The organism is Aquimixticola soesokkakensis (genome assembly GCF_900172375.1).
In the GTDB taxonomy this organism is placed as follows: Bacteria; Pseudomonadota; Alphaproteobacteria; order Rhodobacterales; family Rhodobacteraceae; genus Aquimixticola; species Aquimixticola soesokkakensis.
Window position 1 is genome coordinate 152,656 of sequence record NZ_FWFS01000008.1, and the last position, 23,861, is coordinate 176,516.

The 23,861-nt window shown below is 62.4% G+C and carries 25 protein-coding genes; 10 read left to right on the forward strand and 15 right to left on the reverse strand.

The genetic code is table 11. From position 1 onward, the window contains the following. Position 1: 1 nt before the first annotated feature. Positions 2 to 919, forward strand: a complete 918-nt coding sequence (locus AQS8620_RS11500; protein WP_085837043.1) for an alpha/beta hydrolase — start codon at positions 2 to 4, stop codon at positions 917 to 919. Here the strand turns inward: AQS8620_RS11500 and AQS8620_RS11505 are convergent. The 4 genes from AQS8620_RS11505 to cobU form a co-directional block, all read right to left on the reverse strand. Continuing rightward, a complete protein-coding gene (locus AQS8620_RS11505) occupies positions 889 to 2,400 on the reverse strand; it encodes a YifB family Mg chelatase-like AAA ATPase (protein WP_085837044.1) in 1,512 nt (503 codons plus the stop codon). The two genes, AQS8620_RS11500 and AQS8620_RS11505, sit on opposite strands and share 31 nt — an antisense overlap. Positions 2,401 to 2,542: 142 nt before the next feature. Further along, a complete protein-coding gene (locus AQS8620_RS11510) occupies positions 2,543 to 3,226 on the reverse strand; it encodes a glutathione S-transferase C-terminal domain-containing protein (protein WP_085837045.1) in 684 nt (227 codons plus the stop codon). Between the two features lie 84 nt (positions 3,227 to 3,310). Then, complete coding sequence (locus AQS8620_RS11515; RefSeq protein WP_085837046.1) at positions 3,311 to 3,901, reverse strand: histidine phosphatase family protein; 591 nt, start codon at positions 3,899 to 3,901, stop codon at positions 3,311 to 3,313. Beyond that, positions 3,898 to 4,632, reverse strand: a complete 735-nt coding sequence (gene cobU / locus AQS8620_RS11520) for a bifunctional adenosylcobinamide kinase/adenosylcobinamide-phosphate guanylyltransferase (RefSeq protein ID WP_306345909.1) — start codon at positions 4,630 to 4,632, stop codon at positions 3,898 to 3,900. Before cobU ends, AQS8620_RS11515 begins: the two co-directional genes overlap by 4 nt. Here cobU and AQS8620_RS11525 point away from each other — a divergent pair. The 5 genes from AQS8620_RS11525 to AQS8620_RS11545 all read left to right on the forward strand — a co-directional run bounded on the left by AQS8620_RS11525 (position 4,537) and on the right by AQS8620_RS11545 (position 10,386). Then, a complete protein-coding gene (locus AQS8620_RS11525) occupies positions 4,537 to 5,430 on the forward strand; it encodes an RNA polymerase factor sigma-32 (protein WP_085837048.1) in 894 nt (297 codons plus the stop codon). The genes cobU and AQS8620_RS11525 overlap by 96 nt on opposite strands. Positions 5,431 to 5,556: 126 nt before the next feature. Continuing rightward, the gene (gene coaBC, locus AQS8620_RS11530; protein ID WP_085837049.1) at positions 5,557 to 6,780 is read left to right on the forward strand and encodes a bifunctional phosphopantothenoylcysteine decarboxylase/phosphopantothenate--cysteine ligase CoaBC; all 1,224 of its coding nucleotides are present in this window, start codon (positions 5,557 to 5,559) and stop codon (positions 6,778 to 6,780) included. A 31-nt stretch (positions 6,781 to 6,811) separates the two neighbouring features. Further along, positions 6,812 to 7,270: a dUTP diphosphatase gene (gene dut, locus AQS8620_RS11535; RefSeq protein ID WP_085837050.1), complete on the forward strand. Its 459-nt coding sequence runs from the start codon at positions 6,812 to 6,814 to the stop codon at positions 7,268 to 7,270. Between the two features lies 1 nt (position 7,271). Further along, positions 7,272 to 8,306, forward strand: coding sequence for a HesA/MoeB/ThiF family protein (locus AQS8620_RS11540; RefSeq protein ID WP_085837051.1), 1,035 nt, complete (start codon positions 7,272 to 7,274; stop codon positions 8,304 to 8,306). A gap of 55 nt (positions 8,307 to 8,361) precedes the next feature. Further along, positions 8,362 to 10,386, forward strand: coding sequence for a M3 family metallopeptidase (locus AQS8620_RS11545; RefSeq protein WP_085837052.1), 2,025 nt, complete (start codon positions 8,362 to 8,364; stop codon positions 10,384 to 10,386). A gap of 15 nt (positions 10,387 to 10,401) precedes the next feature. Here the strand turns inward: AQS8620_RS11545 and AQS8620_RS11550 are convergent, their stop codons facing one another. The 3 genes from AQS8620_RS11550 to AQS8620_RS11560 all read right to left on the reverse strand — a co-directional run bounded on the left by AQS8620_RS11550 (position 10,402) and on the right by AQS8620_RS11560 (position 12,943). Then, complete coding sequence (locus tag AQS8620_RS11550; protein ID WP_085837053.1) at positions 10,402 to 11,325, reverse strand: cation diffusion facilitator family transporter; 924 nt, start codon at positions 11,323 to 11,325, stop codon at positions 10,402 to 10,404. A gap of 72 nt (positions 11,326 to 11,397) precedes the next feature. After that, positions 11,398 to 12,387, reverse strand: a complete 990-nt coding sequence (locus AQS8620_RS11555) for a capsular polysaccharide export protein, LipB/KpsS family (protein WP_085837054.1) — start codon at positions 12,385 to 12,387, stop codon at positions 11,398 to 11,400. 88 nt (positions 12,388 to 12,475) lie between these two features. Continuing rightward, complete coding sequence (locus AQS8620_RS11560) at positions 12,476 to 12,943, reverse strand: SH3 domain-containing protein (RefSeq protein ID WP_234990470.1); 468 nt, start codon at positions 12,941 to 12,943, stop codon at positions 12,476 to 12,478. Between the two features lie 334 nt (positions 12,944 to 13,277). Between AQS8620_RS11560 and AQS8620_RS11565 the strand changes: the two genes are divergently transcribed. Further along, positions 13,278 to 14,264 carry a 2-hydroxyacid dehydrogenase gene (locus tag AQS8620_RS11565; protein WP_085837056.1) on the forward strand — a complete coding sequence of 329 codons (987 nt, stop codon included), beginning with the start codon at positions 13,278 to 13,280 and terminating at the stop codon, positions 14,262 to 14,264. 52 nt (positions 14,265 to 14,316) lie between these two features. Here the strand turns inward: AQS8620_RS11565 and AQS8620_RS11570 are convergent, their stop codons facing one another. Beyond that, complete coding sequence (locus tag AQS8620_RS11570) at positions 14,317 to 14,790, reverse strand: hypothetical protein (RefSeq protein ID WP_085837057.1); 474 nt, start codon at positions 14,788 to 14,790, stop codon at positions 14,317 to 14,319. Positions 14,791 to 15,065: 275 nt separating this feature from the next. Between AQS8620_RS11570 and AQS8620_RS11575 the strand changes: the two genes are divergently transcribed. Further along, the gene (locus tag AQS8620_RS11575; RefSeq protein ID WP_085837124.1) at positions 15,066 to 15,263 is read left to right on the forward strand and encodes a CsbD family protein; all 198 of its coding nucleotides are present in this window, start codon (positions 15,066 to 15,068) and stop codon (positions 15,261 to 15,263) included. Between the two features lie 3 nt (positions 15,264 to 15,266). Continuing rightward, complete coding sequence (locus AQS8620_RS11580; RefSeq protein WP_085837058.1) at positions 15,267 to 15,779, forward strand: pyridoxamine 5'-phosphate oxidase family protein; 513 nt, start codon at positions 15,267 to 15,269, stop codon at positions 15,777 to 15,779. A 59-nt stretch (positions 15,780 to 15,838) separates the two neighbouring features. Here AQS8620_RS11580 and panB read toward each other — a convergent pair whose 3' ends face one another. Both panB and panC read right to left on the reverse strand, forming a co-directional pair. Beyond that, positions 15,839 to 16,660 carry a 3-methyl-2-oxobutanoate hydroxymethyltransferase gene (gene panB, locus AQS8620_RS11585; RefSeq protein ID WP_085837059.1) on the reverse strand — a complete coding sequence of 274 codons (822 nt, stop codon included), beginning with the start codon at positions 16,658 to 16,660 and terminating at the stop codon, positions 15,839 to 15,841. A 22-nt stretch (positions 16,661 to 16,682) separates the two neighbouring features. Then, positions 16,683 to 17,531 carry a pantoate--beta-alanine ligase gene (gene panC / locus AQS8620_RS11590; protein ID WP_085837060.1) on the reverse strand — a complete coding sequence of 283 codons (849 nt, stop codon included), beginning with the start codon at positions 17,529 to 17,531 and terminating at the stop codon, positions 16,683 to 16,685. A gap of 174 nt (positions 17,532 to 17,705) precedes the next feature. Between panC and AQS8620_RS11595 the strand changes: the two genes are divergently transcribed. Continuing rightward, positions 17,706 to 18,122, forward strand: coding sequence for a hypothetical protein (locus AQS8620_RS11595; RefSeq protein WP_085837061.1), 417 nt, complete (start codon positions 17,706 to 17,708; stop codon positions 18,120 to 18,122). A 98-nt stretch (positions 18,123 to 18,220) separates the two neighbouring features. Here the strand turns inward: AQS8620_RS11595 and AQS8620_RS11600 are convergent, their stop codons facing one another. The 5 genes from AQS8620_RS11600 to xdhC all read right to left on the reverse strand — a co-directional run bounded on the left by AQS8620_RS11600 (position 18,221) and on the right by xdhC (position 23,858). Then, entirely contained in the window at positions 18,221 to 19,294 is a 1,074-nt protein-coding gene (locus tag AQS8620_RS11600; RefSeq protein ID WP_085837062.1) for a BMP family ABC transporter substrate-binding protein, read from the reverse strand. Positions 19,295 to 19,382: 88 nt separating this feature from the next. Continuing rightward, the gene (locus AQS8620_RS11605) at positions 19,383 to 20,306 is read right to left on the reverse strand and encodes an ABC transporter permease (RefSeq protein ID WP_200809620.1); all 924 of its coding nucleotides are present in this window, start codon (positions 20,304 to 20,306) and stop codon (positions 19,383 to 19,385) included. Further along, the gene (locus AQS8620_RS11610) at positions 20,306 to 21,391 is read right to left on the reverse strand and encodes an ABC transporter permease (protein ID WP_085837063.1); all 1,086 of its coding nucleotides are present in this window, start codon (positions 21,389 to 21,391) and stop codon (positions 20,306 to 20,308) included. The genes AQS8620_RS11605 and AQS8620_RS11610 overlap by 1 nt, the downstream gene beginning before the upstream one ends. Further along, positions 21,388 to 22,932, reverse strand: a complete 1,545-nt coding sequence (locus AQS8620_RS11615; RefSeq protein WP_085837064.1) for an ABC transporter ATP-binding protein — start codon at positions 22,930 to 22,932, stop codon at positions 21,388 to 21,390. The genes AQS8620_RS11610 and AQS8620_RS11615 overlap by 4 nt, the downstream gene beginning before the upstream one ends. Then, complete coding sequence (gene xdhC, locus AQS8620_RS11620; RefSeq protein WP_085837065.1) at positions 22,929 to 23,858, reverse strand: xanthine dehydrogenase accessory protein XdhC; 930 nt, start codon at positions 23,856 to 23,858, stop codon at positions 22,929 to 22,931. Before xdhC ends, AQS8620_RS11615 begins: the two co-directional genes overlap by 4 nt. Positions 23,859 to 23,861: the final 3 nt, after the last annotated feature.

The following is a 23,861-nucleotide window of genomic DNA, read 5'->3' on the forward strand; positions in this document are numbered from 1 at the left end:
TGTGCCTGCCTCGCTGCGCCTGCGGATTTTGTCGCGCCTCCTCGCCTTGGGGCCAAAGCGGCAATTTGCGCGGCTCAGCGATCCGGCGCAGGCAACGCGCGACTTCGAGCGCTCGGCGCGGCTGGCGTTTCGCGTGCCACCCTTCACTCACCGGCTGCGGCGCAAAACCCAAGGGGGCGTGCCGCTGAACTGGGTGCATGTCGGGCGCGTGCCGATGGACCGCGTTATTTTGTACCTGCACGGCGGTGCTTTCATCTGCGGATCGGCGCGCACGCATTTGTCGCTCTTGTCCCACCTGTCGCGCCACTGCGGTCTCGAGGTCTGCGCGCCGGATTATCGGCAATTGCCGCAAGCGGGGTTTCCCGCGCCGCTGGAGGACGCTTTGGCCGCATGGGACCACCTGCGCGCCCTGGGCTATGGTGCGCACCAGATCATGCTGGCAGGCGATAGCGCGGGCGGCGGATTGGCTTTTTCCCTGCTTTCTCAGGTGCTTGCGCGCGGCGAGCGCCCTGCGGGCCTGTTTGCCTTCTCGCCTTGGACCGACCTCACCTATTCAGGGCAGAGCATCACGCAGAATGCCAAAACCGACTGTCTGATCCCGACCGGGCGGATGGGCGAGCTTGCGAAACTCTATCTGGGCGACACGCCTGCCGATGATGCGCGCGCCTCGCCTCTGTTTGCCGAGTTTTGCGCCCCGCCGCCGGTGTTGATGCAGGTGGGCGGTGGCGAAGTTCTGGCCGATGACACCTATCGCATGGCCGCGAAACTGACCCGTGCGGGCGGTGAGGTCACCGTGCAAACTTTTGAGGCCGCGCCGCATGTCTGGCAGATGTTTTACGGGGTCGTGCCCGAAGCACGCGAGGCGCTTTGTGCGGTTGCCACCTTTGTTCAGACCTCTTTGGACAGCGCCAAGCGATAGCTCACGGCCTCCGCGACATGGGGGCTGCGCACCTTCTCGCTGCCCGCAAGATCGGCAATGGTGCGCGCGACCCTGAGCACACGGTGGTAGCCGCGCGCCGACAGGCCGAATTTTTCCGCGACCCTGCCGATCAGCGCGCGCCCCTCGGCATCGGGGCTGGCCACGGCGTCCAGCAGATCGCCCTCCAGATCGGCGTTGGTGCGCGCGGGGGTGCCTTCGAACCGCGCGCTTTGAAGCGCCCGTGCGCGCGCGACCCGCGCGGCAATTTGTGCCGAACTTTCGCCTTGTGCGGGCAGGTCGAGATCGCTGAAGGCGACGGGCGGCACTTCGACACGCAAATCGAAGCGATCCATCAGCGGGCCGGAAATGCGCCCCAGATAGTCGGTTCCACAGTGGGGAACTTTGGCGCAGGCCCGCGCAGGATCGCTGAGATAGCCGCATTTGCAGGGGTTTGCGGCCGCCAAAAGCAGAAACCGGCAGGGGTAGCGCACATGGGCATTGGCGCGCGCGATCACCACACTGCCGGTCTCGATCGGCTGGCGCAGGGTTTCAAGCACGGTACGGTTGAATTCGGGGAACTCGTCCATGAACAAAACCCCGTTATGCGCGAGCGAAATCTGACCCGGTTTTGCCCCTTTCCCACCGCCGGTGAGCGCCGCCATCGAAGCAGTGTGATGGGGGTCGCAGTAGGGGCGGACACGCGAAATCCCGCCTTCAAGCAGGGTGCCTGCCACGGAATGGATCATCGAGGTTTCCAGCGCCTCCTGCGCGGACATCTGCGGCAGGATCGAGGGCAGGCGCGCGGCCAGCATCGACTTGCCCGAGCCGGGAGTGCCGACCAGAAACGTGTGGTGTCGGCCAGCCGCGGCAATTTCCAGCGCGCGTTTGGCGCGTTCCTGACCCTTCACATCGGCCATGTCCTTGCCGCGCGGCGGTTCAGGCGCAAGGCCGGGTTCAGCGGGAGGCAATGGCCGCTCGCCGCTGAGATGTTTGATCACTTGCCCCAAATCGGCAACGCCGGTCACAGTGGTCGCCCCCACCCACGCCGCTTCAGGCCCGCAGGCCGTGGGGCACAGCAGCGCGCAGTCGGCCTCGGCCGCAGCAACGGCCGCCGGCAGCGCGCCCGAGACCGCAACAACCGTCCCGTCCAAAGACAGCTCGCCCAGGGAGAACACGGTTTCAATGGTTTCGGGCGGCAAGATGCCAATGGCCGACAAAAGCGCCAGCGCGATGGGAAGATCGTAATGCGACCCCTCTTTGGGCAGGTTCGCAGGCGAGAGGTTCAGCGTGACTTTCTTGGCCGGAAGCGCGATCGAAAGGGCCGAAAATGCGGCGCGCACGCGTTCTTTGGCTTCGGACACTGCTTTGTCGGGGAGGCCGACGATGGAGACGGCGGGCATGCCGGGGGACACGGCGCATTGCACCTCGACGCGGCGCGCGTCCACGCCCTCAAAGGCGACTGTGTAGGTGCGCGCAAGCATAGGCCCTCCGACGTTTCCTTAACCTTGGTTAACGGTGTAGCGCCGGGAGGGTTAGCGAATGGTTAACATGCGGGGGAATGGTCGAAATTCGACCGCTATATCTTTGGCCCGTTAGAGGTCGGCCCGTTAGACTTCAGGCCAATTAAACTTCAGGCCAGTCGTGCGCGGGCAAGTCACGGGCATAGGGCAGGGGATCATAGCTGAAGGTCAGCGCCTGCGCGCGCCACGCCCGAAACGCCGGATCGCGCATCCATGCCGCCACATAGGCCTGCACGCGCGGCGTCACCGGCAGGTCGTAGCCGACAATCCGCGCGCAAACGGGCGCATAGAAGGCATCGGCAATCGAGAATTCGCCAAACAACCACGGGCTATCGTCGCGGCCCCAACGGTCCCAGGCGCGGCCCAGCATCGCATCAAGGCGCGCCAGATCAGCGCTAAGCGCGGGGGTGATTTCCGTTCCCTCCCAGACCCGCAACAATTGCACATCGCAGTCGCGCAGCGCCTTGAAGCCTGTGGAAATTTCGCAGCACAGCCAGCGCGCAAACATCCGCGCAGCGCTGTCTTTGGGCCACATCTGTTTTTCGGGGTGCCGCTCGGCCAGGGTTTCGGCAATCGCCAGCGTTTCCCCCAGCAATTCGCCCTCCGGCGTCACGATGATCGGCACGAAATGCGCCGGGGCATAGGCTGCAAGCTCGGCCTTTTTGTCACCCGTGTAGAGGCGCGCCAGAACTTCGCGGTGGGGCAGGTTAAAATGGGCAAACATCATGCCCGCGCGCAGGGACCAGCTGGAAAAGGCTTTGTCAGCAATCACAAGGGTGTAACTCATCGCTTCAGGCTCCGTTTCGGCATTTAGGCACAGGCTGTCACAGTCACGCGCAATGTGACAATCGCAATTTTGTGGTGCCGGCAATCACAGGGTCTGATTGACCGCGCGCAGCTGCCATCTGCCCAGATCGCGTCCTGCGCCTTGGGCACCGTTTGTGTCGATCACGGTCAGTGACAAGGGGTCGATGGTCTGGGCAAAGGCCTCATAGGCTGAACAGGCGCGTGCGCGCTGGATAAAGCTCATGATCACCCCCATATGGGCGACGATCACCACCTCGCCGTGGCTGGCAAGCAGGGCATCGGCGGCGGCAAAGGTGCGCGCGCACAGCCTGTTCCAGCTTTCGCCCTGCGGCGGGGCGATGTCGCCGGGGGTCTCGAAATAGGCGCGGGGCAGATCGGGATCGAGGGCTTGGACCTCGGCCCACGTTTTATTTTCCCAAACCCCGAAATGGGTTTCGCGCAAATCGGCGCTATGGGGAAGTCGGCGGCGGCGGGCGGCAATCGCGTCAGCCGTTGTCACGGCGCGCATCAGGTCCGAGGACACAACGGGCGCTTGCGGCAGGGCCGCTTCCAGCCGCGCCAGAGCGGCGGTGTCCGACAGGTCGGCGGGCACATCCGTCCAGCCGACAAACTGTCGGGCATGGGTCGGCCCGTGGCGCACCAGCCACAGCGTCACGGGGTCACCCCGTCAGGGAGCGCGCCCTTGAGGGCAAAAGGCAGCCCCGCCATCACCCCGATCACGCAAGCGGCCTCGGCCGCAAGTTGCTGGTTCAGGCGCCCTTGTGCGTTGCGAAACCGGCGGGCCAGCGCATTCTCGGGGACGATCCCTGCGCCCACCTCGTTGGACACGATCACCACCGGCGCGGGGCAGGCGTGAATCGCCAAAATCAGCGCGTCCGTCTGTGCGTCAATGTCGTGTTCGGCAAGAATATGGTTGGTCAGCCACATGGTCGCGCAGTCGATCAGCACGATCTCGCCGGTTTTGACCCCTTTGAGGGCCGAAGGAATGTCAAAAGGCGCTTCACAAGTACGCCAGTGCGGCCCGCGCATCTTCTGGTGGCGTAAAATTTTGGCATCCATTTCCGCATCAAAGGCTTGTGCGGTGGCGATGTAGATGCGCGATAAACTGCTGGAAAGTATAAGTTTTTCAGAGAAATAAGATTTCCCCGAGGCGCAGCCGCCTAGCACAAGGGTGAATTTCGTCAACACGGCGTGAAACTTTCTGTCATCGGACTGCGTTAAATGACCAATAACAGGATTTAACGGCCAGAGCGAGCAAGCCTCGTGACGGTACACTCCGGGGGATCGGATATGGCGCTGAACGCAAGCACAACAACTTCCTATGCAGATCAGGCGTTGCCCCGCCGCGCAATGAAAGCGGAAATGCTCGACGCAGATACCGAGCACGCTTTGGCAGTTGCCTGGCGCGACGAACGCGACGAGGCGGCTCTGCACCGTTTGGTGAATGCCTACATGCGGCTTGCGATTTCCATGGCCTCCAAATTCCGCCGCTACGGCGCGCCGATGCCCGACCTGATCCAGGAGGCGGGGCTGGGCCTGATGAAGGCGGCAGAAAAATTCGACCCCGATCGCGGCGTGCGGTTTTCGACATATGCCGTGTGGTGGATCAAGGCCTCGATCCAGGACTATGTGATGCGCAACTGGTCGCTGGTTCGCACAGGCTCTACCTCGTCGCAAAAGTCGTTGTTTTTCAATATGCGCCGCGTTCAGGCCCGTCTGGAACGCGAGGCGCAGGGGCGCGGTGACAGTCTTGATCGTCACCAGCTGCATGAGGCGATTGCGGTTGAGGTCGGTGTGCCGCTGCGCGATGTCCAGATGATGGAAGGGCGCCTGTCGGGCTCCGATTTCTCGCTCAATGCAACGCAGGCTACCGATGATGAAGGCCGCGAGTGGATCGAGACACTGGCGGATGACGATGACACTTCGGCGGAAAAAGTGGCCGCAGATCACGATGCAACCACGCTGCGGGTCTGGCTGGTCGATGCGATGACATCCCTGTCCGACCGCGAGCAGTTCATCGTGCGCGAGCGCAAGCTGATTGACGAGCCGCGCACTCTGGAAAGCCTTGGCGAAGAATTGAAGCTGTCCAAGGAACGGGTGCGCCAGCTGGAAGCCGCAGCCTTTCACAAAATGCGCAAACAGCTTGAAACCCACGGGGCCGAGCTTCACGAATTGCTGCACTGATCCCGCGCAAGCCATGGATCGCAAAGCGCGTCGCTTGAGTTTCTCGGGCGGCGCGCTTACACCTTTGCTCAACTGTTGCGCAAGGTCCAGATGGCTGACACAATTCCCCCCATGTCCTTTTCCCCAATGTCCTCCGATGCTGCGGCACAGAGCCTTTCGGGCAAACGTATCCTGCTGGTGATCGGCGGCGGCGCGGCGGCCTTTAAATCCCATGATGTCATCCGGTTCCTGCGCGAGCGCGGGGCAAGAGTCGTGCCCGTTCTCACCCGCGCGGCGGAGGAATTCGTCACGCCGCTCACCGTTTCGGTTCTGGCGGGGAACAAGGTTTACCGCGATTTATTCGACCTGACCGAAGAGGCCGAAATGGGCCACATCGAACTGTCGCGCGACGCGGATCTGGTGGTCGTCGCACCGGCAACGGCTGATCTGATCGCCAAGATGGCGGCAGGGCTGGCCAATGATCTGGCTTCGACCCTTTTGATGGCCACCGACAAGCGCGTGCTGATTGCGCCTGCGATGAATGTGCGGATGTGGGAGCATCCCGCGACCCGGCGCAATGTCGCGACCCTGCGCAAGGACGGCGTGCTGTTTGCCGGACCGGTCGAGGGCAAAATGGCTTGCGGTGAATTCGGGTTCGGCCGGATGGTCGAGGCGCTGGACATCGTGGACAGCATCGCAGCGGCGCTGGCCGCGGGACCGTTGAGCGGGCAGCACATTCTGGTGACCTCCGGTCCCACCCATGAGCCGATTGATCCGGTGCGCTACATTGCCAACCGGTCTTCGGGCGCGCAGGGCAGCGCCATTGCGCGCGCCCTTGTGGCGCTGGGCGCGCGTGTCACTTTTGTCACCGGCCCTGCGCAAGTCCCCCCGCCCGACGGGGTGCAGGTGGTGCGGGTGCAAACCGCGCGCCAGATGCAAGAGGCGGTGACGCAGGCCCTGCCCGCCGATGCGGCTGTTTTTGCCGCTGCCGTGGCCGATTGGCGGGTCGCGCGCGAGGTCACCTCGAAGATCAAGAAGGATGCGGCCGGCACGCTGCCGGTGCTCGAATTTACCGAGAATCCCGATATTTTGGCGGAGGTGGCGCAGATGGGCGCAGGGCGTCCCGCGCTGGTCGTGGGATTTGCCGCTGAAACGGATGATGTCGTGGCGCACGCGCGGGCAAAACTGGCGCGCAAGGGGTGCGACTGGATCGTGGCCAATGACGTGCGCCCCGAAACCGGCATCATGGGCGGCGATGAAAACGCGGTGACGGTGCTCTCGGCCGAGGGCGCGGACAGCTGGCCGCGCATGAGCAAGGACGCGGTGGCGCGCAAACTGGCCGCACGCATCGCGCAGGCCCTGTCGACATGACCGTTTGGCGTCCCGAACAGAAAGCATCCCGATGCGTGTAGAACTCAAGCTGAAGTGGCTGGACGGCGTCGATCGCACCATCGCTTTGCCGTCCTATGAAACCGCTCAAGCCGCGGGATGTGATGTGCGCGCCAACTTGCCCGATCGCGGTGAGCTGGTGCTGGACAGCGGCGCGCGGGCGCTTGTGCCCCTTGGCTTTGCGATGGAAATCCCGCAAGGATATGAGGTGCAGGTGCGACCCCGTTCTGGGCTTGCGCTCAAGCACGGGGTCACTTTGGTGAATGCACCGGGCACGATTGATGCCGATTATCGCGGGCCTGTCGGGGTGATTTTGATCAACCACGGGACCGCGCCCTTTGTCGTCAGCCACGGGGACCGGATTGCGCAATTTGTGATCGCGCCTGTGGTGCAGGGTCTGTTTTCCATGACGGATGACTTGGGTCAGACCGCGCGCGGCAGCGGTGGGTTTGGATCGACAGGGCAGGGCTAGGATGCTGATTTTTATCGTCCTTTCCGTTGCAATCTGGGCCGTGGGGGCACAGATGCGCCTGCCGCGCCGTTTGCGCTGGGCCTTGATCGGGGTGTTGTATCTGGGCGTGCTGCTGGCGATGGCGGTCTTGCCGCAGGGATCGAATTTGCGCGCCGGTCTTGGGGAAAGTTTCGCCGAATGGGCGATGCTTGGCGTTCTGGCCGCGCTTGTCTGGGGGTATCGTCGCCTGCTGCGCCGTATTCGCGCGCGCGTTGCCCCGCCCGCCGAGGTTGCGCGTGCGCCCTTGGAGGCGGCGGATCTGACGCGCTACGCACGCCATATTCTGCTGAGAGAAATCGGTGGCATGGGGCAAAAGCGTCTGCAAGAGGCGCGGGTGCTGGTCGTGGGGGCAGGGGGACTTGGCAGTCCGGTGATCCAGTATCTTGCCGCCGCGGGGGTTGGCACGCTCGGGGTGATTGACGACGATGTGGTCGAAGGGTCGAACCTGCAACGCCAGGTGATCCATACACCGGCCGATATCGACCTGCCCAAAGTATTTTCCGCCACCAGATCCGTGGCCGCGCAGAACCCGTCCGTTGTGGTCAAACCCTACAATCGCCGTTTTGATGCCAGCACCGCGGCGTTGGTGCAGGACTATGATCTGGTGATCGACGGCACCGATACGTTCGAAACGCGCTATGCGGTGAATGCTGCCTGTGTTGCTGGTGGTGTGGCGTTGATATCGGGGGCAATTGGCCAATGGGAAGGGCAGGTCAGCCTGTTTCACCCCGCCAGCGGGGGGCCGTGTTACCAATGTCTGTTCCCGCAAGCGCCCGCCGCAGGACTTGCTCCCAGCTGCGCCGAGGGGGGCGTTGTCGGCCCGCTTCCCGGTGTGATCGGAACGATGATGGCGCTGGAAGCGGTCAAGCACCTGACAGGAGCGGGGGACACTTTGGCGGGCCGGTTGTTGATCTGGGACGGGCTCTATGCCGAAAACCGCGTGATCAAGATTGCGCGGCGGGCAGATTGTGCCTGTTGCGGCGCGCGCGCGGCCTGACACCTCTTTTCCTTTCTGCGCCCGCAGCCTAGCTTGATCTCTAAAGGAGATCCCCATGACCAATCCGCTTTTGTCCCGCTGGGACACGCCCTACGCCTTGCCGCCCTTCGACGCGATCGAGGACAAGGATTTCGAACCGGCCTTCGAGGCGGCACTTGCCCAGAGCCGCGCCGCGATTGCCGCCATCGCCGATGAGTTGGAGGCGCCGACATTCGCCAATACCATCGACGCGCTTGAACTGGCGGATGTATCGCTGGATCGGGTGCTGGGCGTGTTTTACAATGTCGCGGGCGCTGATAGCACGCCCGCGCGCGAGGCCTTGCAGCGGGAGTTTTCCCCCAAACTTGCCGCCTATTCCAGCGAGATTACCGCCAACAGCGCTCTGTTTGCGCGCATCGAGGCGCTTTGGGATCAGCGCGAGACCTTGGACCTCAGCGACGAGCAACAGCGGGTTTTGATGCTCACGCGGCGCAGCTTTGTGCGCTCGGGCGCGCTGCTGTCGGGGGCGGACAAGGCGCGTATGGCGGCGATCAAGGAACGCTTGGCGGTCTTGGGCACGCAGTTCACGCAGAACCTTCTGGCCGACGAGCGCAGCTGGTTCATGCCCCTGTCAGAGGGTGATCTTGAGGGTCTGCCAGACTTCGTCAAGGACAGCGCGCGCGCGGCGGGGGCGGAAAAAGGTGCAAACGGTCCGGCGATCACGCTGTCGCGTTCGCTGATCGTGCCGTTTTTGCAATTTTCCCCGCGCCGTGATCTGCGCGAAAAAGCCTTTGCCGCTTGGGGCGCGCGTGGCGCAAACGGCGGGGAAACCGACAACCGGGCCGTTGCCGCCGAGATCCTGCGCCTGCGCGAAGAACGCGCCAAATTGTTGGGCTATCCGTCCTTTGCGGCCTACAAGCTGGAAACGGAAATGGCCAAGGAACCGGCCAAGGTGCGCGATTTGTTGATGCGGGTCTGGGCTCCGGCGAAAGCTGCCGCGCAAGCGGATGCGCAGGTTCTGGAGGCCATGATGCACGGCGAGGGCGTGAACGGTCCGCTCGAGCCGTGGGACTGGCGCTATTATTCCGCGATCCGGCGCAAGGAAGAGCACGATCTGGACGAGGCCGAACTCAAGCCCTACCTGCAACTGGACCGCATGATCGAAGCGGCTTTTGCCTGCGCCAACCGCTTGTTCGGCTTGGAATTCGAGGTGCTGTTGGCCCCGATGTACCACGCGGATGTGCGCGCGTGGAAAGTGATCCGCGGCGGCGAGTTGGTCGCGATCTTCATGGGCGATTATTTTGCCCGCGGCTCGAAACGCTCGGGGGCGTGGTGCTCGGCGATGCGCAGCCAGAAAAAGCTGGGTGGCGACGTCAAACCCATCGTGGTCAATGTGTGCAACTTTGCCAAACCGAGCGATGGTGCCCCCGCGTTGCTGTCCTACGATGATGCGCGCACCTTGTTTCACGAATTTGGCCATGCGTTGCACCAGATGCTGTCGAATGTGACCTACGGGTCGATTTCGGGCACCTCCGTGGCGCGCGATTTCGTCGAACTGCCCAGCCAGCTTTATGAGCATTGGCTCGAAGTGCCCGAGGTTCTGGCCGAATTTGCGACCCATGCCAAAACCGGAAACGCCATGCCGGAAGCGCTTTTGGCGCGGCTTCTTGCTGCGCAGACCTACGATCAGGGCTTTGCCACGGTGGAATATGTGGCGTCGGCCCTGGTGGATCTGGATTTCCACGACGGGGATGCCCCCGCCGATCCGATGGTCGCACAGGCCGCCACGCTTGAACGGATCGGCCTGCCGCATGCGATCCCGATGCGCCATGCCACACCGCATTTCGCCCATATTTTTTCGGGCGATGGCTATTCGTCGGGCTATTACAGCTACATGTGGTCCGAGGTAATGGATGCAGATGCGTTCGAGGCCTTCATGGAAACCGATGCGTTCGACCGTGCGACCGCGCAAAAGCTTGAAGACAATATTCTTTCTGCCGGTGGCTCGCGCGATGCCGAAGCACTTTATACGGCGTTTCGCGGCCGTATGCCCGGTGTCGAGGCTTTGCTGAAAGGCCGTGGTTTGGTTGAAACCACCTAAAGCAAGGCGCGCCCTTTATGCAGAGGGCGCGTCCGTTTCATCGGGTTTGGGCGTGGGAAACCAGACATCCTTGTGAATGATCACATCCGCGTTGGGATAGGCCTCCATGATGGCGCGGCGCAAATCGGCCCCGATTTCATGCGCCTCATACAGCGATTGCCGCCCGTCGAGTTCAATATGCAGCGTGACGAAGGTGCGCGATCCTGCGGTGCGGGTTTTGAGGTCGTGAAAGCCCAAAACCCCGTCGAAATTTGCGGTAATCGCCGCGATCCCTTCGATTTCGGCGTCGGGCGCTTTCCGATCCATCAGCGCATCAAGCGCGGTTTTGCCGATCTTGAGCGCGCCCGAGATCATCAAAAGCGCCGCGCCAATCGCGACCAAACTGTCGATAAAGTCAAATCCGAACATTTTTGCCGCGATCAGTGACACGATGGCACCGATGTTGGGGATCAGGTCGCCCACGTAGTGCAGGCTATCGGCGGCGACCACTTTGTTGCCGGTGCGCTTGGCTACCGAGCGTTGAAACGTGATCAGCACAAGGGTCAGCGCAATAGAGAGGACCATCACGGCGATCCCTGCGGCTTCCGCGCTTAGTTCGGGCGGGGTTGGATCGGCGTAGCGGCCAATCGCGGTGTAAATGATGGCGATGCCGGAAATCAGGATGAAAAACGACTGGCCGAGCGCGGTAAGATCCTCCGCCGAGGTGTGCCCGTAGGCGTGATCTTCATCGGGCGGGCGCGCGGCATAGGAAATCGCGGCCAGACCGGCGAGGGAGATCATCAGGTCCAGCCCGCTATCGGCCAGCGAGGCCCCGACCGCAAGAGAGCCGGTGACATAGAGCGCCCAGAGTTTGGCAATGACCAGCGTGAAGGCGACCGCGACCGAGGCAAGCCCCGCCGTCAGGTTCAGTTTGCCATGAAGGGGGGACGGAGATGTCATGTGCCACCTGCTCTGCTATGTCGTGTGTCGCGTAGGTAGCGTGCAGGCGGGGATTTGACACCCCCGTTTGCCCTAAATCACCATTAATTTTTCGCGAATCCGCGCCCAGAGCCGATCCTCGAAATTGTCTTTCGACGGCTCAAGGCACATGCGGTCCAAAAACCAGTAAAAGTACTTCTCAAAGGGGAAGTCGGCCATGGCTTCGGGGCCAAATTCGATTGCCGCCTTGAGGTCTTCGGTCGAGCGCGGGGTGAGGGTTGCGTGCCAGAAATCGGTTTTGGCGCAGGTAATCACGGTTTTGCGCTGCATGAGCGCCTCGAACCCGGCGGCCGAGTTCTGGGTCACCACCATCTGGCTCGCTTCGATCAGATCGTGCAGGGAGGCGTCACTCAGGCGCAGGTTGGGGTGGCGCGCGCACAGCTCGGTCAGGCGCTTGCGGCTGGCTTTGGTCTGTTGGGGGTGGAATTTCACATAGACCATCCCCGCCCCGGCTGCCTGCGCCGTGGTGGTGATCATCTCTTCGGTGGTCAAATACCACGACCGCTGCTGGTAGCCTTCGATATCTTGCAGGAAAATCACCGCCGTGGCGGGGGTCAGCGGTGCATCGTTGCGCGCGCCCTGGCTGATTTTGGACACGTTTTCGCGCAGCATCCAGCCGCTGACACCGTTAAAGAAATATTCCGCCGCTTGCGCGTCCACGTCATGGGCGCAAAACTGGGCAAAGCGCAGCGAGGAATTCCAGCGCACGCCAACCTCGTCGAAATACCAAAAACCCCAGATGTAACTGGGCATCGCATGAAGCACCGAGGGCGCAAACAGCGGCTCGTCGCGCACCATGATGTGCAGGTGACGGTCCGGCAACAGACCCTTGGCGGTGCGGCTGCCATCCGCGACGAGGTAGGTTTTGATGCCTTCGGACTGCAATTTATGTTCGAGCTTGTTGAAGAAATCATGCCGCCCCTGCGCAATGGCCTCTTCCCAGGAATCCTGCGCGTGCAAGACGCAGGATTTGTATCCGGGCGTAAGATTGCGGGCGGAAAGGGGCGATTTGAGCACGTCCATCAACGATGGTCCTTTTTGCAGGGGCAACCCGATTGCGCGGGCCTGCCAAGAGTAACACCTGTTTCTTTGCGCGGGGCGACCCGCACGACTAGTCGATCACTTCGGCGTCGCTGACGCCCCAAATGGCGGTCTTGGGGACCCAGCCCTTGTAGCCATCGGCATTGAGCCGGCACCAGTCCTCGGAGCATTCGAGGATGCGCGCGACCACATTCTGTTCCAGATCTGCCACGGCTGCGGCCTGCTCCGAGGCGCGTGTGCGCAGGGCGATATGGGCATCGGTAACCAAAGCATAGCGCACGCCGGAGATCAGCGTGTGATAGACCCAGCCTCCCGCGCCATCGCGGTCGCGCACGCGGCGCCAGTTTTCGTATTCTTCTGTGACTTCGAGCGGCATGTTGCGCCGCTGGAACACCCAGTCGATCCGGTGCGTCAGCGACGGCCCGCGCCGCACATTCGCTTCGGATGCCTTGAGCGAGACAAAGCGCGGCAGCGGCAGGTTGGTGACGGGACCGCGATCACGGATCGGTTCGATCGGCTCGAAACTGGGTTCGGGCATGACAGAGGGCTCTTGCGCCGTCTCCTGCGTGGCGGTGCTGGCCTCCTCGTTGGAGGTGCTTTGGGCGGTCAGCCCCTGCGGGAGCCACCCCAAAACCACGCAAAGCACAGCGCTTTGGGCCAGCCTGCGTGCTGCCCGCCTTTTTGGTCCCATGCCGGTCGTCCTGCTCACGTTCAGATGCCACACTCGAAATTATACCATTGCGATGCCCGTTGATCCGGCTTTTTGGCCGGTTTGCCTGTCGGACATGCCTGTCGGGGTGTCGTTCTTGCTTGCCCCTTTCGCGCAGTTTGCCAGTATGGGGGAGAAAAGGGAAGCAGGGGAGAGAGACCACATGCCGACAGGCCGTTTGAAAATCGTTGTCACGCGCAGGCTTCCCGATGTGGTCGAGATGCGGCTGAAGGAATTGTTCGACACCGAACTCAGCAGCGATGACCGCAAGCTCACCCGCGACGAGTTGGTCGAGGCGATGAAACGGGCCGATGTGCTGGTGCCTTGCGTCACCGATCAGATCGACGCCAATATGCTGGCCGCTGCCGGCGAACGGTTGAAACTGATCGCCAATTACGGCGCGGGGGTGGATCACATCGATGTCCATTCCGCGCGCCAGCGCGGCGTTCTGGTGTCCAATACGCCCGGCGTGATGACCGAAGACACGGCCGATATGGCCATGGCGCTGATTCTGGCGGTGTCGCGGCGGATCCCCGAAGGCCTGCACCAGATGCAGGCGGGCGAATGGGAAGGCTGGGCCCCTACCTCCATGCTGGGGGCGCGGTTGGGCGGCAAACGTCTGGGCGTTCTGGGCATGGGCCGCATCGGGCAGGCCTTGGCGCGCCGCGCGCGCGCCTTCGGGATGTCGGTGCATTACCACAACCGCAAGCCGCTGCGCCCCGAAATTGCCGAACCTCTGGAAGCGACCTATTGGGACAGTCTGGACCAGATGGTGGCGCGGGTCGATATTTTGTCGGTAAATTGCCCGCACACGCCCTCGACTTTCCATCTGCTGAATGCGCGGCGTCTGAAATTGATGAAACCTACGGCGGTGATCGTGAACACCTCGCGCGGCGAAGTCATTGACGAAGCTGCCCTCACGCGGGGGCTGCGGGCGGGCGAAATCGCCGGCGCGGGTTTGGATGTGTTCGAGCGCGGCGCGGAAATCAACCCGCGTCTGCGGGCGCTCAGCAACGTGGTGCTTTTGCCGCATATGGGCTCTGCGACCGTCGAGGGACGGGTGGAGATGGGCGAAAAGGTGATCCTCAACGCCCATACCTTTGCGGATGGCCACCGCCCGCCGGATCTTGTTGTGCCCTCCATGGTGTGAGCGGCCCGGATTGTTCGAACGGGCCGCAGGGTGCAACCGCGGGCGCGTTGGCTCAGACGCCGCTCTCCAGTTCGGCGGCAAATTGTGCCGCGAAGGCTTCGACCAGCGGGCCGTAGACATCGGGCTGGTCGGCAGGCACCAGCGCCTCGACCGGATAGGTGCCAAGTTCGCTCCCGTCGGGCGCAAAAATCCGCGCGGTTCCCGCCAGTTTCACCGCCGATCCCACAAGGCTTGTCTGGGCGATATCCACCACCAGACTGGCCGCCGATGCGGTGCGAAACCGCGACGACAAGCGGCGTTTGAGGGCGCTGGTCAGGCCGGATTTTACCGGCTCTTGCGATCCTGCTACGAAAGCATTGCCCGTCGTGCGGACCTCTACCGAGGAAAAGGCGATGCTGCGCGCCAAGGCCGGGCTGAGGGCCATGCGGGTCACGGTCGCGGCTGTCGAGATCGGGGAACAGGCGGCGAGGGTCACGACCAGAACGAGTGCGACAACGCCGTGCGAAATGCGGGCAACGGGCAGCATGTGGGGCCTCCGGAAAAATGTGTCAGACGACAAAATAGGTGAGACGCTGCGCCAAAGCGCAGAATCGCTGCGCCAGTCTGGCGCGTTTTGCGGGCCTATGCGGTGTCGCGCGCGGCGACAACCGACGCCTGCGTGAGCAAATGAGCTGCGGCGCAAACCCGCGCAGCGCGCTTTGGTTCCAGCATTTCTTTGCCGATCTATGCGCCGTGACTGGGAACCTGCACGGCGGCTCCGGGGTTGTCTGGATGAAACGCAATCAACATTGGAGACCTGTCATGAACTGGGACCAAATCGAAGGCAATTGGAAGCAACTCAAGGGCAAAGCCCAGGAAAAATGGGGCGATCTGACCGACGACGATCTGGATCGTGCGGCTGGCAAACGTGAGAACCTCGAAGGTGTGCTGCAAGAAAAATATGGCAAGACCAAAGAGGAAGCCAAGCAGGAAGTCGATAAATTCATGGAAGACGTGTGAGCCATGGCTGACCTGAAAAAAATCCACGCTGACCCGATCCATGAGCTGTTCGAACAGATGGATGACACCCGCGCAGGGATGCTCGGGGTCATGGGGTCCGGCCAGCACATGCAGCCCATGACCCATTTCGTGGATCGGGGCGCGCGCAAGGTCTACTTCATTACTTCCAAAGACACCGATCTGGTGAAAGCGGTCGGTGAGGGGGATGTGGCACATTACTGTGTGACATCGACGAAGCAGGATTTCTACGCATGCCTCAAAGGGTCTTTGCGCATCAGTAAGGATGCCGCGAAACTTGACGAGCTGTGGTCCTCCGTTGTTGCCGCCTGGTTCGACGGCGGCAAGCAAGACCCCGATGTCTGCTTGCTGGAACTGGATCTGATCGACGCCGCCCTTTGGGCCTCGACCCGCAACCCGCTGGTTTTCGGCCTCGAGATTGCCCGCGCGAACCGCGATGAAACCCACACGCCGGACGTGGGCGAGCACCTTGTCGTAAAGTTTGACAAGGCCGCGTGACCTTCAAGCGCTGTTAAACCTGAAACGCCGCGCAGCCCCTGCGCGGCGTTTCTTTTGGTCTATTTCTTGTTGGTGTAGACATGCTCGGGGCCGGGGAAGGCGCGGGATTTGACCTCATCGGCATAGGCCTCGACCGCCTCTTTCATCAACCCGCTCATATCGGCGTATTTCTTGACGAACTTGGGGGTCCAAGGGCTGAGACCCAGCATATCCTCAAGCACCAGAATCTGCCCGTCGCATTGCGCCGACGCTCCGATCCCGATGGTGGGAATGCCGACAGATTCGGTGATCTTTTGTGCCAGCGGTTCAACGACCCCCTCGACGACGACCGCAAAGGCACCGGCCTTGGCCACCGCGCGCGCATCCTCGATCAGCAGCGGCCATGCGTCCTCGTCACGACCTTGGGTCTTGAACCCGCCCATCACATGCGTCGATTGCGGCGTCAGCCCGATATGGGCCATCACCGGAATGCCACGCTCGACCAGAAACTTGATGGTCTCGGCCATGCGCTTGCCGCCCTCCAGTTTGACCGCCCCGCATTGGGTTTCCTTCATGATGGTCGCGGCGTTGCGAAACGCAACATTGGGACTTTCCTCGTAGCTGCCAAAAGGCATGTCGACCACGATCAGCGCCCGTTTGGTGCCGCGCACAACCGCGCGCCCGTGCATGATCATCAGATCCATAGGCACGCCGACGGTGCTTTCCATCCCGTGCATCACCATCCCGAGACTATCCCCCACAAGGATGAAATCCGCGACCGTATCCACCAAAGCGGCCGTATGCGCGTGATAGGAGGTCAACGACACAATCGGAACGCCCCCCTTGCGCGCGGCAAGTTGCGGGACAGTCATGCGGCGGATGGTTTCGGCTTGAACGGACATGGGGTTTCTCCTCGAAACGGATTTAATCAGGGCTGGCGACGCGCTGGTCGATCAGCAAGACAGGGCCAAACCGCGCCGCCAGCAGAATGACAACGGGGGCAACGATGTCGCCATGCACCTCGGCAAGGGTCTCGGCATCGCGGATATCGACGCTTTCCACCTGCGCACGCGGCTGGGCGGCGATGAAATTGGTAATCTCATGGGCGAGGTCATCCGCATCAACACCATCCGCAAGACGATATTCCGCCAGCGCCAGCGCACGGTTCAACACCAGCGCGGCGTCGCGATCCTCAGGGGCGAGGCGGCTGTTACGGCTCGACAGTGCCAGACCGTCAGGGGCGCGCACGGTTGCCACACCCACGACCTCGACAGGGATATCCAGGTCGCGCACCATCGTGCGGATCACCCGCAATTGCTGGTAATCCTTTTCGCCGAAAAAGGCCGCATCCGCGCCGGTGATGTTGAACAATTTGCACACGATGGTGCAAACACCCTTGTAATGGCCCGGGCGCAAAGCCCCCATCAAAACCTGCGCCAGATCTTCGGTTTCCACCGTGGTTTGGGCGCCCTCGGCATAGATTTCCCCGACCTCGGGCGCAAACAAAAGATCGACGCCTTCGCCGCGCAACAAATCCGCATCGCGCGCTTCATCACGTGGGTAGGCTTCCAGATCGCTGGCCTCGCCAAACTGGGTCGGATTCACGAAAATCGACACCACAACGCGGTCACAGTCTGCCAATGCCGCGCGCACAAGCGTCAAATGCCCCTCGTGCAAAAAGCCCATGGTCGGCACAAGGCCCACGCGCAAACCCGCAGCTTTCCACGCCGCAACCTGCGCGCGCACCTCGGATTTCAGCCGCAAAATCTCCACGAAACGCCCCCCGTTCTTGTCCCAGAAGGATTAGCCAGTCAGACCGGCTGCGGCAAGGGAAACGGCGCGCCACCAAGGTCGAATTCCCCGTTCTTTCCACCGCTTTGCCCCATTTCAGCCGCATCCGACTGTCACGAATTTGGAAACAGAGCCAAGCAGTGTACGGGTTTACTCATGAAATATGCGATTGTTGTTTTTGTTCTCTTTGTCGTGGGTTTGGGGGTTGCCGCCTTTGACTACACCGCGCGAGAAGCCGCCCGGCCGGGCCTGAGTTTCACCGATTACACCAAAAGCCGCGTGGCTGAGGCGCGCGCGGTCATAAGCGGCAAAGCCGACACGGTGATGGCCGCTGCAGATCGCAAAACCATCACCGTTCCGAAGGATCAACAAAAGTCCACCGTGCCAGCGACGCCCACCGTGCCAGCGACGCCGATCGCCGCGCAAAACTCGCAACCCGCGCCGCTGCCCCAAACACTTGAACCCGCCAGCCCTGAACCCGAAGTCACCTTTGCGATGACCTGCGAGAGAGGGAAAATGGGCAAAACCTGCAAGGTGACCCGCCAAGAGGTCGCCGCCACCGAGGGTGAATAACCGGACCTGCGGCTTCTTTCGGACGAAAATACCCAAAAATACCAACAAAAAAGCCCGAGCAACCGCCCGGGCTTTTTGCTGTCGTACAGAGGCCTCCCTTATTGGGGGATGTCGCCCGTCAGACCTTCAACGTAAAAATTCAGACCCGCCAGCGCGCCATCGTCGGCCACTTCGCCCTCCGCCAGCCAGACAGAGCCGTCCTGCTTGTTGATCGGGCCGGTGAACGGGTGGTAGTCGCCCGCCGCAATCGCATCGCGCAGTGCCTCGGCGTCAGCTTTCACGTCAGCGGGGACCGCGTCCGTAATTTCACCGATTCCGACCATGCCCGCGCCGATGCCGTCCCATGTGTTGTCGCTTTCCCAGGTGCCATCGATCACCGCTTGCACGCGCTCGATGTAGTAGGGCGCCCAGACGTCGATGATCGACGAAATCCGTGGCATGGGCGCAAATTCCGCCATGTCTGCGGCCTGGCCAAAGGTGTACACATCGCCTGCCTTTTGCGCGGTGATTTGCGGTGCGGTGGAATCGGTGTGTTGCAACACCACGTCAACGCCATTGTCGATCAGCGCCTGGGCCGCATCGGCTTCTTTGGCCGGATCAAACCAGGTGTTGAGCCAGACGACGGACATTTCCACGTCGGGGTTCACTTTTTTCGCTTCCAGATAGGACGCGTTGATGCCGCGGATCACTTCGGGGATCGGGAAAGACCCGATATAGCCGATCTTGTTGGATTTGGTCATCTCGCCCGCAAGCAGACCCTCGACGGCGCGGCCTTCGTAGAAACGCGCAGAATAGACGCCCACGTTCTCGGCGGTTTTATAGCCGGTGGCATGTTCGAATTTCACATCCGGGAATTTCGCAGCCACGTTGATGATGGGATCCATGTAGCCAAAGGAGGTCGCAAAAATCACATCCGCGCCCGAGAGGGCCATCTGGGTGAACACACGCTCGGCGTCAGCCCCTTCGGGAACAGAGGCCTGTTCGACCAGTTCGATGGCATCGCCAAAGTGTTCTTTCATTTCCATCACGGATTCGTGGTGGTGCTGGGACCAGCCGCCATCATTGACGGGGCCAACGTAGACAAAGCCCACTTTGGTGGGGTCTTGCGCGAAAGCGGCGGTAGAGAGGCTCAGTGCCACGGTGGCGCTGGCAAGGATGGTCTTGATCGACATTGGGGTCTCCCGAAGTTTGAAAATGGGCTCTGCGGCCCGTTGGTCTTTGCCCTTCACGCGTTGCGTGCGGGGCAGGGGCAGTCCCGCCTCATTGCGAGGCGTGGAAAACGCGACCCAGCATGGCAGGCGCGGCTGTGGCACCTTTCTTGCGGGCCGAGATGATCACGAGCACAAGGATCGTGGCAAGAAACGGCGACATGGACAGCAGGTCCGCAGGGACTTTCGATCCTGCCGCCTGCAGGTTCAATTGCAAGACCGAAATGCCGCCAAACAAATATGCGCCCGCCAGTACGCGAAAGGCTTTCCACGAGGCAAAGACGACCAGCGCCAGCGCAATCCAGCCCGCCCCGGCAGTCATGCCATCGGTCCAGCTCGGGACGCGCACAAGGCTCAGGTAGGCGCCTCCCAGTCCCGCAAGCGCCCCCCCGAATGCAATGGCGCACAGGCGCACCAGCTTGACGCGGTAGCCAAGGGCGTGAGCGGCGTCATGGCTTTCGCCGACGGCGCGCAGGATCAGCCCTGCGCGGGTGAATTTGAGAAAGGCCCAAACACCAACGACCAGCGCCAGTGCCACGTAAACCATGGCGTCATGTTGAAACAGCACGCGCCCCACCACGGGAAGGTCCGACAGCACCGGGATGTGCAGATCGGGGGTAAGCGGCGCACGCAGGCCCGAATAGCTCTGCCCGATCAGCGAGGACAGGCCCAGCCCGAACAGGGTCAGCGCAAGGCCGGTTGCCACCTGATTGGACATCAGGAATTGCGTCAACACGCCAAACAAAAGCGAAATCAACGCCCCGCCAAGTGCCGCCGTCACAAAGCCGAGGGTAGGCGAGCCGGATTCATAGGCCGCCACAAAGCCGACAATCGCGCCGGTGATCATCATTCCCTCGACGCCAAGGTTCAACACGCCCGCCCGCTCGACCACCATTTCGCCCAAAGCGGCCAGCAGGATCGGGGTCGAGGCCATCATAATGGCGGCCAAAAGGACAAGCGGATCAATCGAACCCATCACGCGGTCTCCCGTTTGCGCCAGCGCAGGCTGTAGTTGGTCAGCACATCCAGCGCCAAAAGGAACATCAAAAGCATGCCTTGGAACACCTGAATGGCCGAGGCGGGAAGGCCGAGCATGAATTGCGCCAGTTCCCCGCCGATATAGGTCAGCGCCATCAACAGCCCCGCCAGCAGGATGCCGATGGGGTTCAACCGGCCCAGGAAGGCGACGATGATGGCGGTGAACCCGTAGCCCGATCCAAAATCGATGGAAATCTGCCCTGCCGGGCCGGAGACTTCGAACAGACCCGCCAGCCCGGCCAGCCCGCCCGAAATCCCGAGGCAGATCAGGATCAGCCGCGCGGCATTCACGCCGGCAAAGCGCGCCGCGCGCGGACTTTGACCCGTGAGGCGGATTTGAAAGCCCAGCATGTGGCGCGACAGGATCACATAGGCGAAAATCACGGCGATAAAGGCCGCAACCACGCCCCAATGCATCCCCGTGCCCGCGATCAGCTCGGGGTTCGCGGCGGCCGGATACTGGCTAAGGTTGCGCGACCCGGGAAAGCCACCGCCCTCGGGGTTGCGCAGTGCCCCGACAGCCATCGAGGCCAGCAGGTTTTCCGCGACATAGACCAGCATCAGCGACACAAGAATTTCGTTGGTCTTGAAGGCCACACGCAAGACGGCCGGGATCATGGCCCATGCCGTGCCGCCCGCAAGCCCGCCCAGAACCATGGCCGCAAACACCCACCACGCGTCGATGGGATAGGCGGCAAGCCCGACAGCCGCGCCGCAGATGGCGCCCATGATATACTGGCCCTCGGCGCCAATGTTCCAGATTCCAGCGCGAAAGCCCAATGACAGGCCGATGGCAATCAGGATGAGCGGACCGGCTTTAACCAGCAGTTGCGGGCGCGAATAGGCGGCGAACTGCGGGTTGAACAGGGGATCCCAGAAAATGGTGCGGATCGCCTCGATCGGGTCTTTTCCCAGCATGGCAAAAAGCGCGGCCCCCGCGACCATGGTCAGCAAAACAGCCACCAGCGGCGTCAGCACGATCCACAGTCTGGACGGGGTCGGACGTTTGACGAGGGTGATCATGCCAAGACCTCCGGCGCGGCCACATCCATGTCACCGGCACCGCCCATCATCAGGCCGATTTCGTCGATGGTCAGCTCCCGGGTGGGGCGCGGCACCGAGAGGCGGCCTTCGTTGAGCGCGGCGAAACGGTCGGAAATTTCCATCAGCTCGTCCAGGTCCTGAGAAATGCACACAATCGCCGCGCCTGACGCCGCCAAATCCAGCAAAGCCTGCCGGATCGCGGCGGCTGCCGAAGCATCCACCCCCCATGTGGGCTGGTTGACGATCAACACCTCGGGGTTTTGCAGCACTTCGCGCCCGATGACGAATTTCTGCAAATTCCCCCCCGAAAGCGCGCGCGCGGCATTGTCGGGGCCGGGGGTGCGCACATCGAAACCGGCGATGATCCGGCGGGCGAAGGCTTCGGTGTCGCGCCATTTGAGAAAGCCGTTGCGGGTCAGCTTCTCGCGGATCGCCCCTGTGAGAAGGGCGTTTTCCGTCAGGCTCATATCGGGGGCAGCCGCATGGCCAAGCCGTTCTTCGGGGGCGGCAAGAATGCCGATCTTGCGCCGCGCATTCGGGCCAAGCTGGCCGACCGGCGTGCCGCCCAGTTTTACCGCATGTGGCGCGCTGAGGGCCTCACCCGAAAGTGCCGCCAGAAGTTCGTCCTGCCCGTTGCCCGCCACGCCGCCGATGCCCAGCACTTCGCCGGCTTTGACGCGAAAGGAAATGTCGCGCAGCGAGGTTCCGAATTCGGCCTTGGCCGGCAGGTCGAGCGTGGTGACTTCCAGCTTGATCGCGCCTTTGGGGGAGGGGCTGGCTTGGGGGACGTGCAGGGCGCTGCCCACCATCGCTTCGGCCATGTCGCGCGCCGAGGTGGTTTTGGGATCGCAGGTGCCCACGACTTTGCCCAGGCGCAGGATGGTCGCCCCGTCACACAGGCTGCGGATTTCCTCGAGCTTGTGCGAAATATACAGGATCGCTGTGCCTTCGGATTGCAATTTTCGCAGGGTTTTGAACAGGATTTCAACCTCTTGCGGGGTCAGCACCGATGTCGGTTCATCCATGATCAGGATCTTGGGGTCTTGCAGCAGGCAGCGGATGATTTCCACGCGCTGACGCTCGCCCGCTGATAAATCGCCCACGGTGCGGGCGGGATCAAGCGGCAGCCCGTAGGCTTCGGACACCTTGCGGATTTGCGCGGATAGCGCGCGCATTTTGGGGGGGCTTTCCATCCCGAGCGCGACGTTTTCCGCCACGCTGAGCGCGTCGAACAGGGAAAAATGCTGAAACACCATCGCAACGCCCGCGCTGCGGGCGGCTTGGGGATTGGCGGGCGTGTAGGCTGCATCGCCCAAACGCATCGCACCGCTGTCAGGCTTGACCAACCCGTAGATCATTTTGACCAGCGTGGATTTGCCCGCACCGTTTTCGCCCAAAAGCGCATGGACCTCGCCTGCGCGCACCGAAAACGACACGGAGTCATTGGCCACGACTCCGGGGTAGGCTTTGGTCAGCCCGTCGATTGTCAAAAGCGCCGTCACGCCGTCCCTGTCCCTCATCGTTGTTCCTGCGTTTTCGTGCGGGAATCTTTGACTTCTTGGTCCAAGAGTAGCTGGGCGGCGACGCCGACTGCAATGGCTTGCGGGTGTTTTCCCAAGGCAGGTTGCCCAATTGGACAGCAGATGCGCGAAATAGAGGCGTCACTGTGGCCTAGCGCGGCAAGGCGGGATCGAAACCGCGCCCATTTCGTCGCTGAACCAATCACCCCGCAGCTCATAAACCCATGCGCGAGCGCTTGGTGACACAGTTCCAGATCCAGCGCATGGGAATAGGTCACGATCAAATGCGCGGCACCTGCCGGGGCGAGCGCCATGGCATTTTGCGGCTGGGGCACGGGAAGCAGGGTGACCCCTTGGGGGGGCGTGTGTGGAAAGCGCTCGGGGGCTGTGTCGATCCATGTGATGCTAAAATGCGGCAGCGGGGCAAGCGTGTGTACGAGGGCCCGCCCGACGTGACCTGCGCCCCAAATCCACAGCGGCGCGCGTGCTGGCGCAACGGGTTCGACCATCCATTGGCCGACCAGTTGTGCGGTGACCTGACCCGAACGACGCCGCTCGCGCAGCGCGGCCCTGACGCCCAGCGGCTCGGGCGACGGTCCGCGGGCGAACACATCGTCGGGCAGGTCCTCGACAGTGTCAAAACGTTCGGTCAGCAGCGTCACCGCCCCGCCGCAGCATTGCCCCAAGGCGGGGCCCAGAGCGTGGCGGGTGAGACGCGGGGCGCTGAAAGCGGCTTTTGCGGCTTCGAATTCCAGCGTGCCGCCGCCGATGGTGCCCGATTGCGCGATCCCGTCGCCGTCGCGCCACACCAGCATCGCCGCACCGACTTCGCGCGGCGTCGAGCCTTCGACTTTGGCGACGACGATGCGCGCCACGCGCCCGTGTCTCGCGATGGTGCGGGCAAGCTCTGCCTTGTCGAAACTCACGCC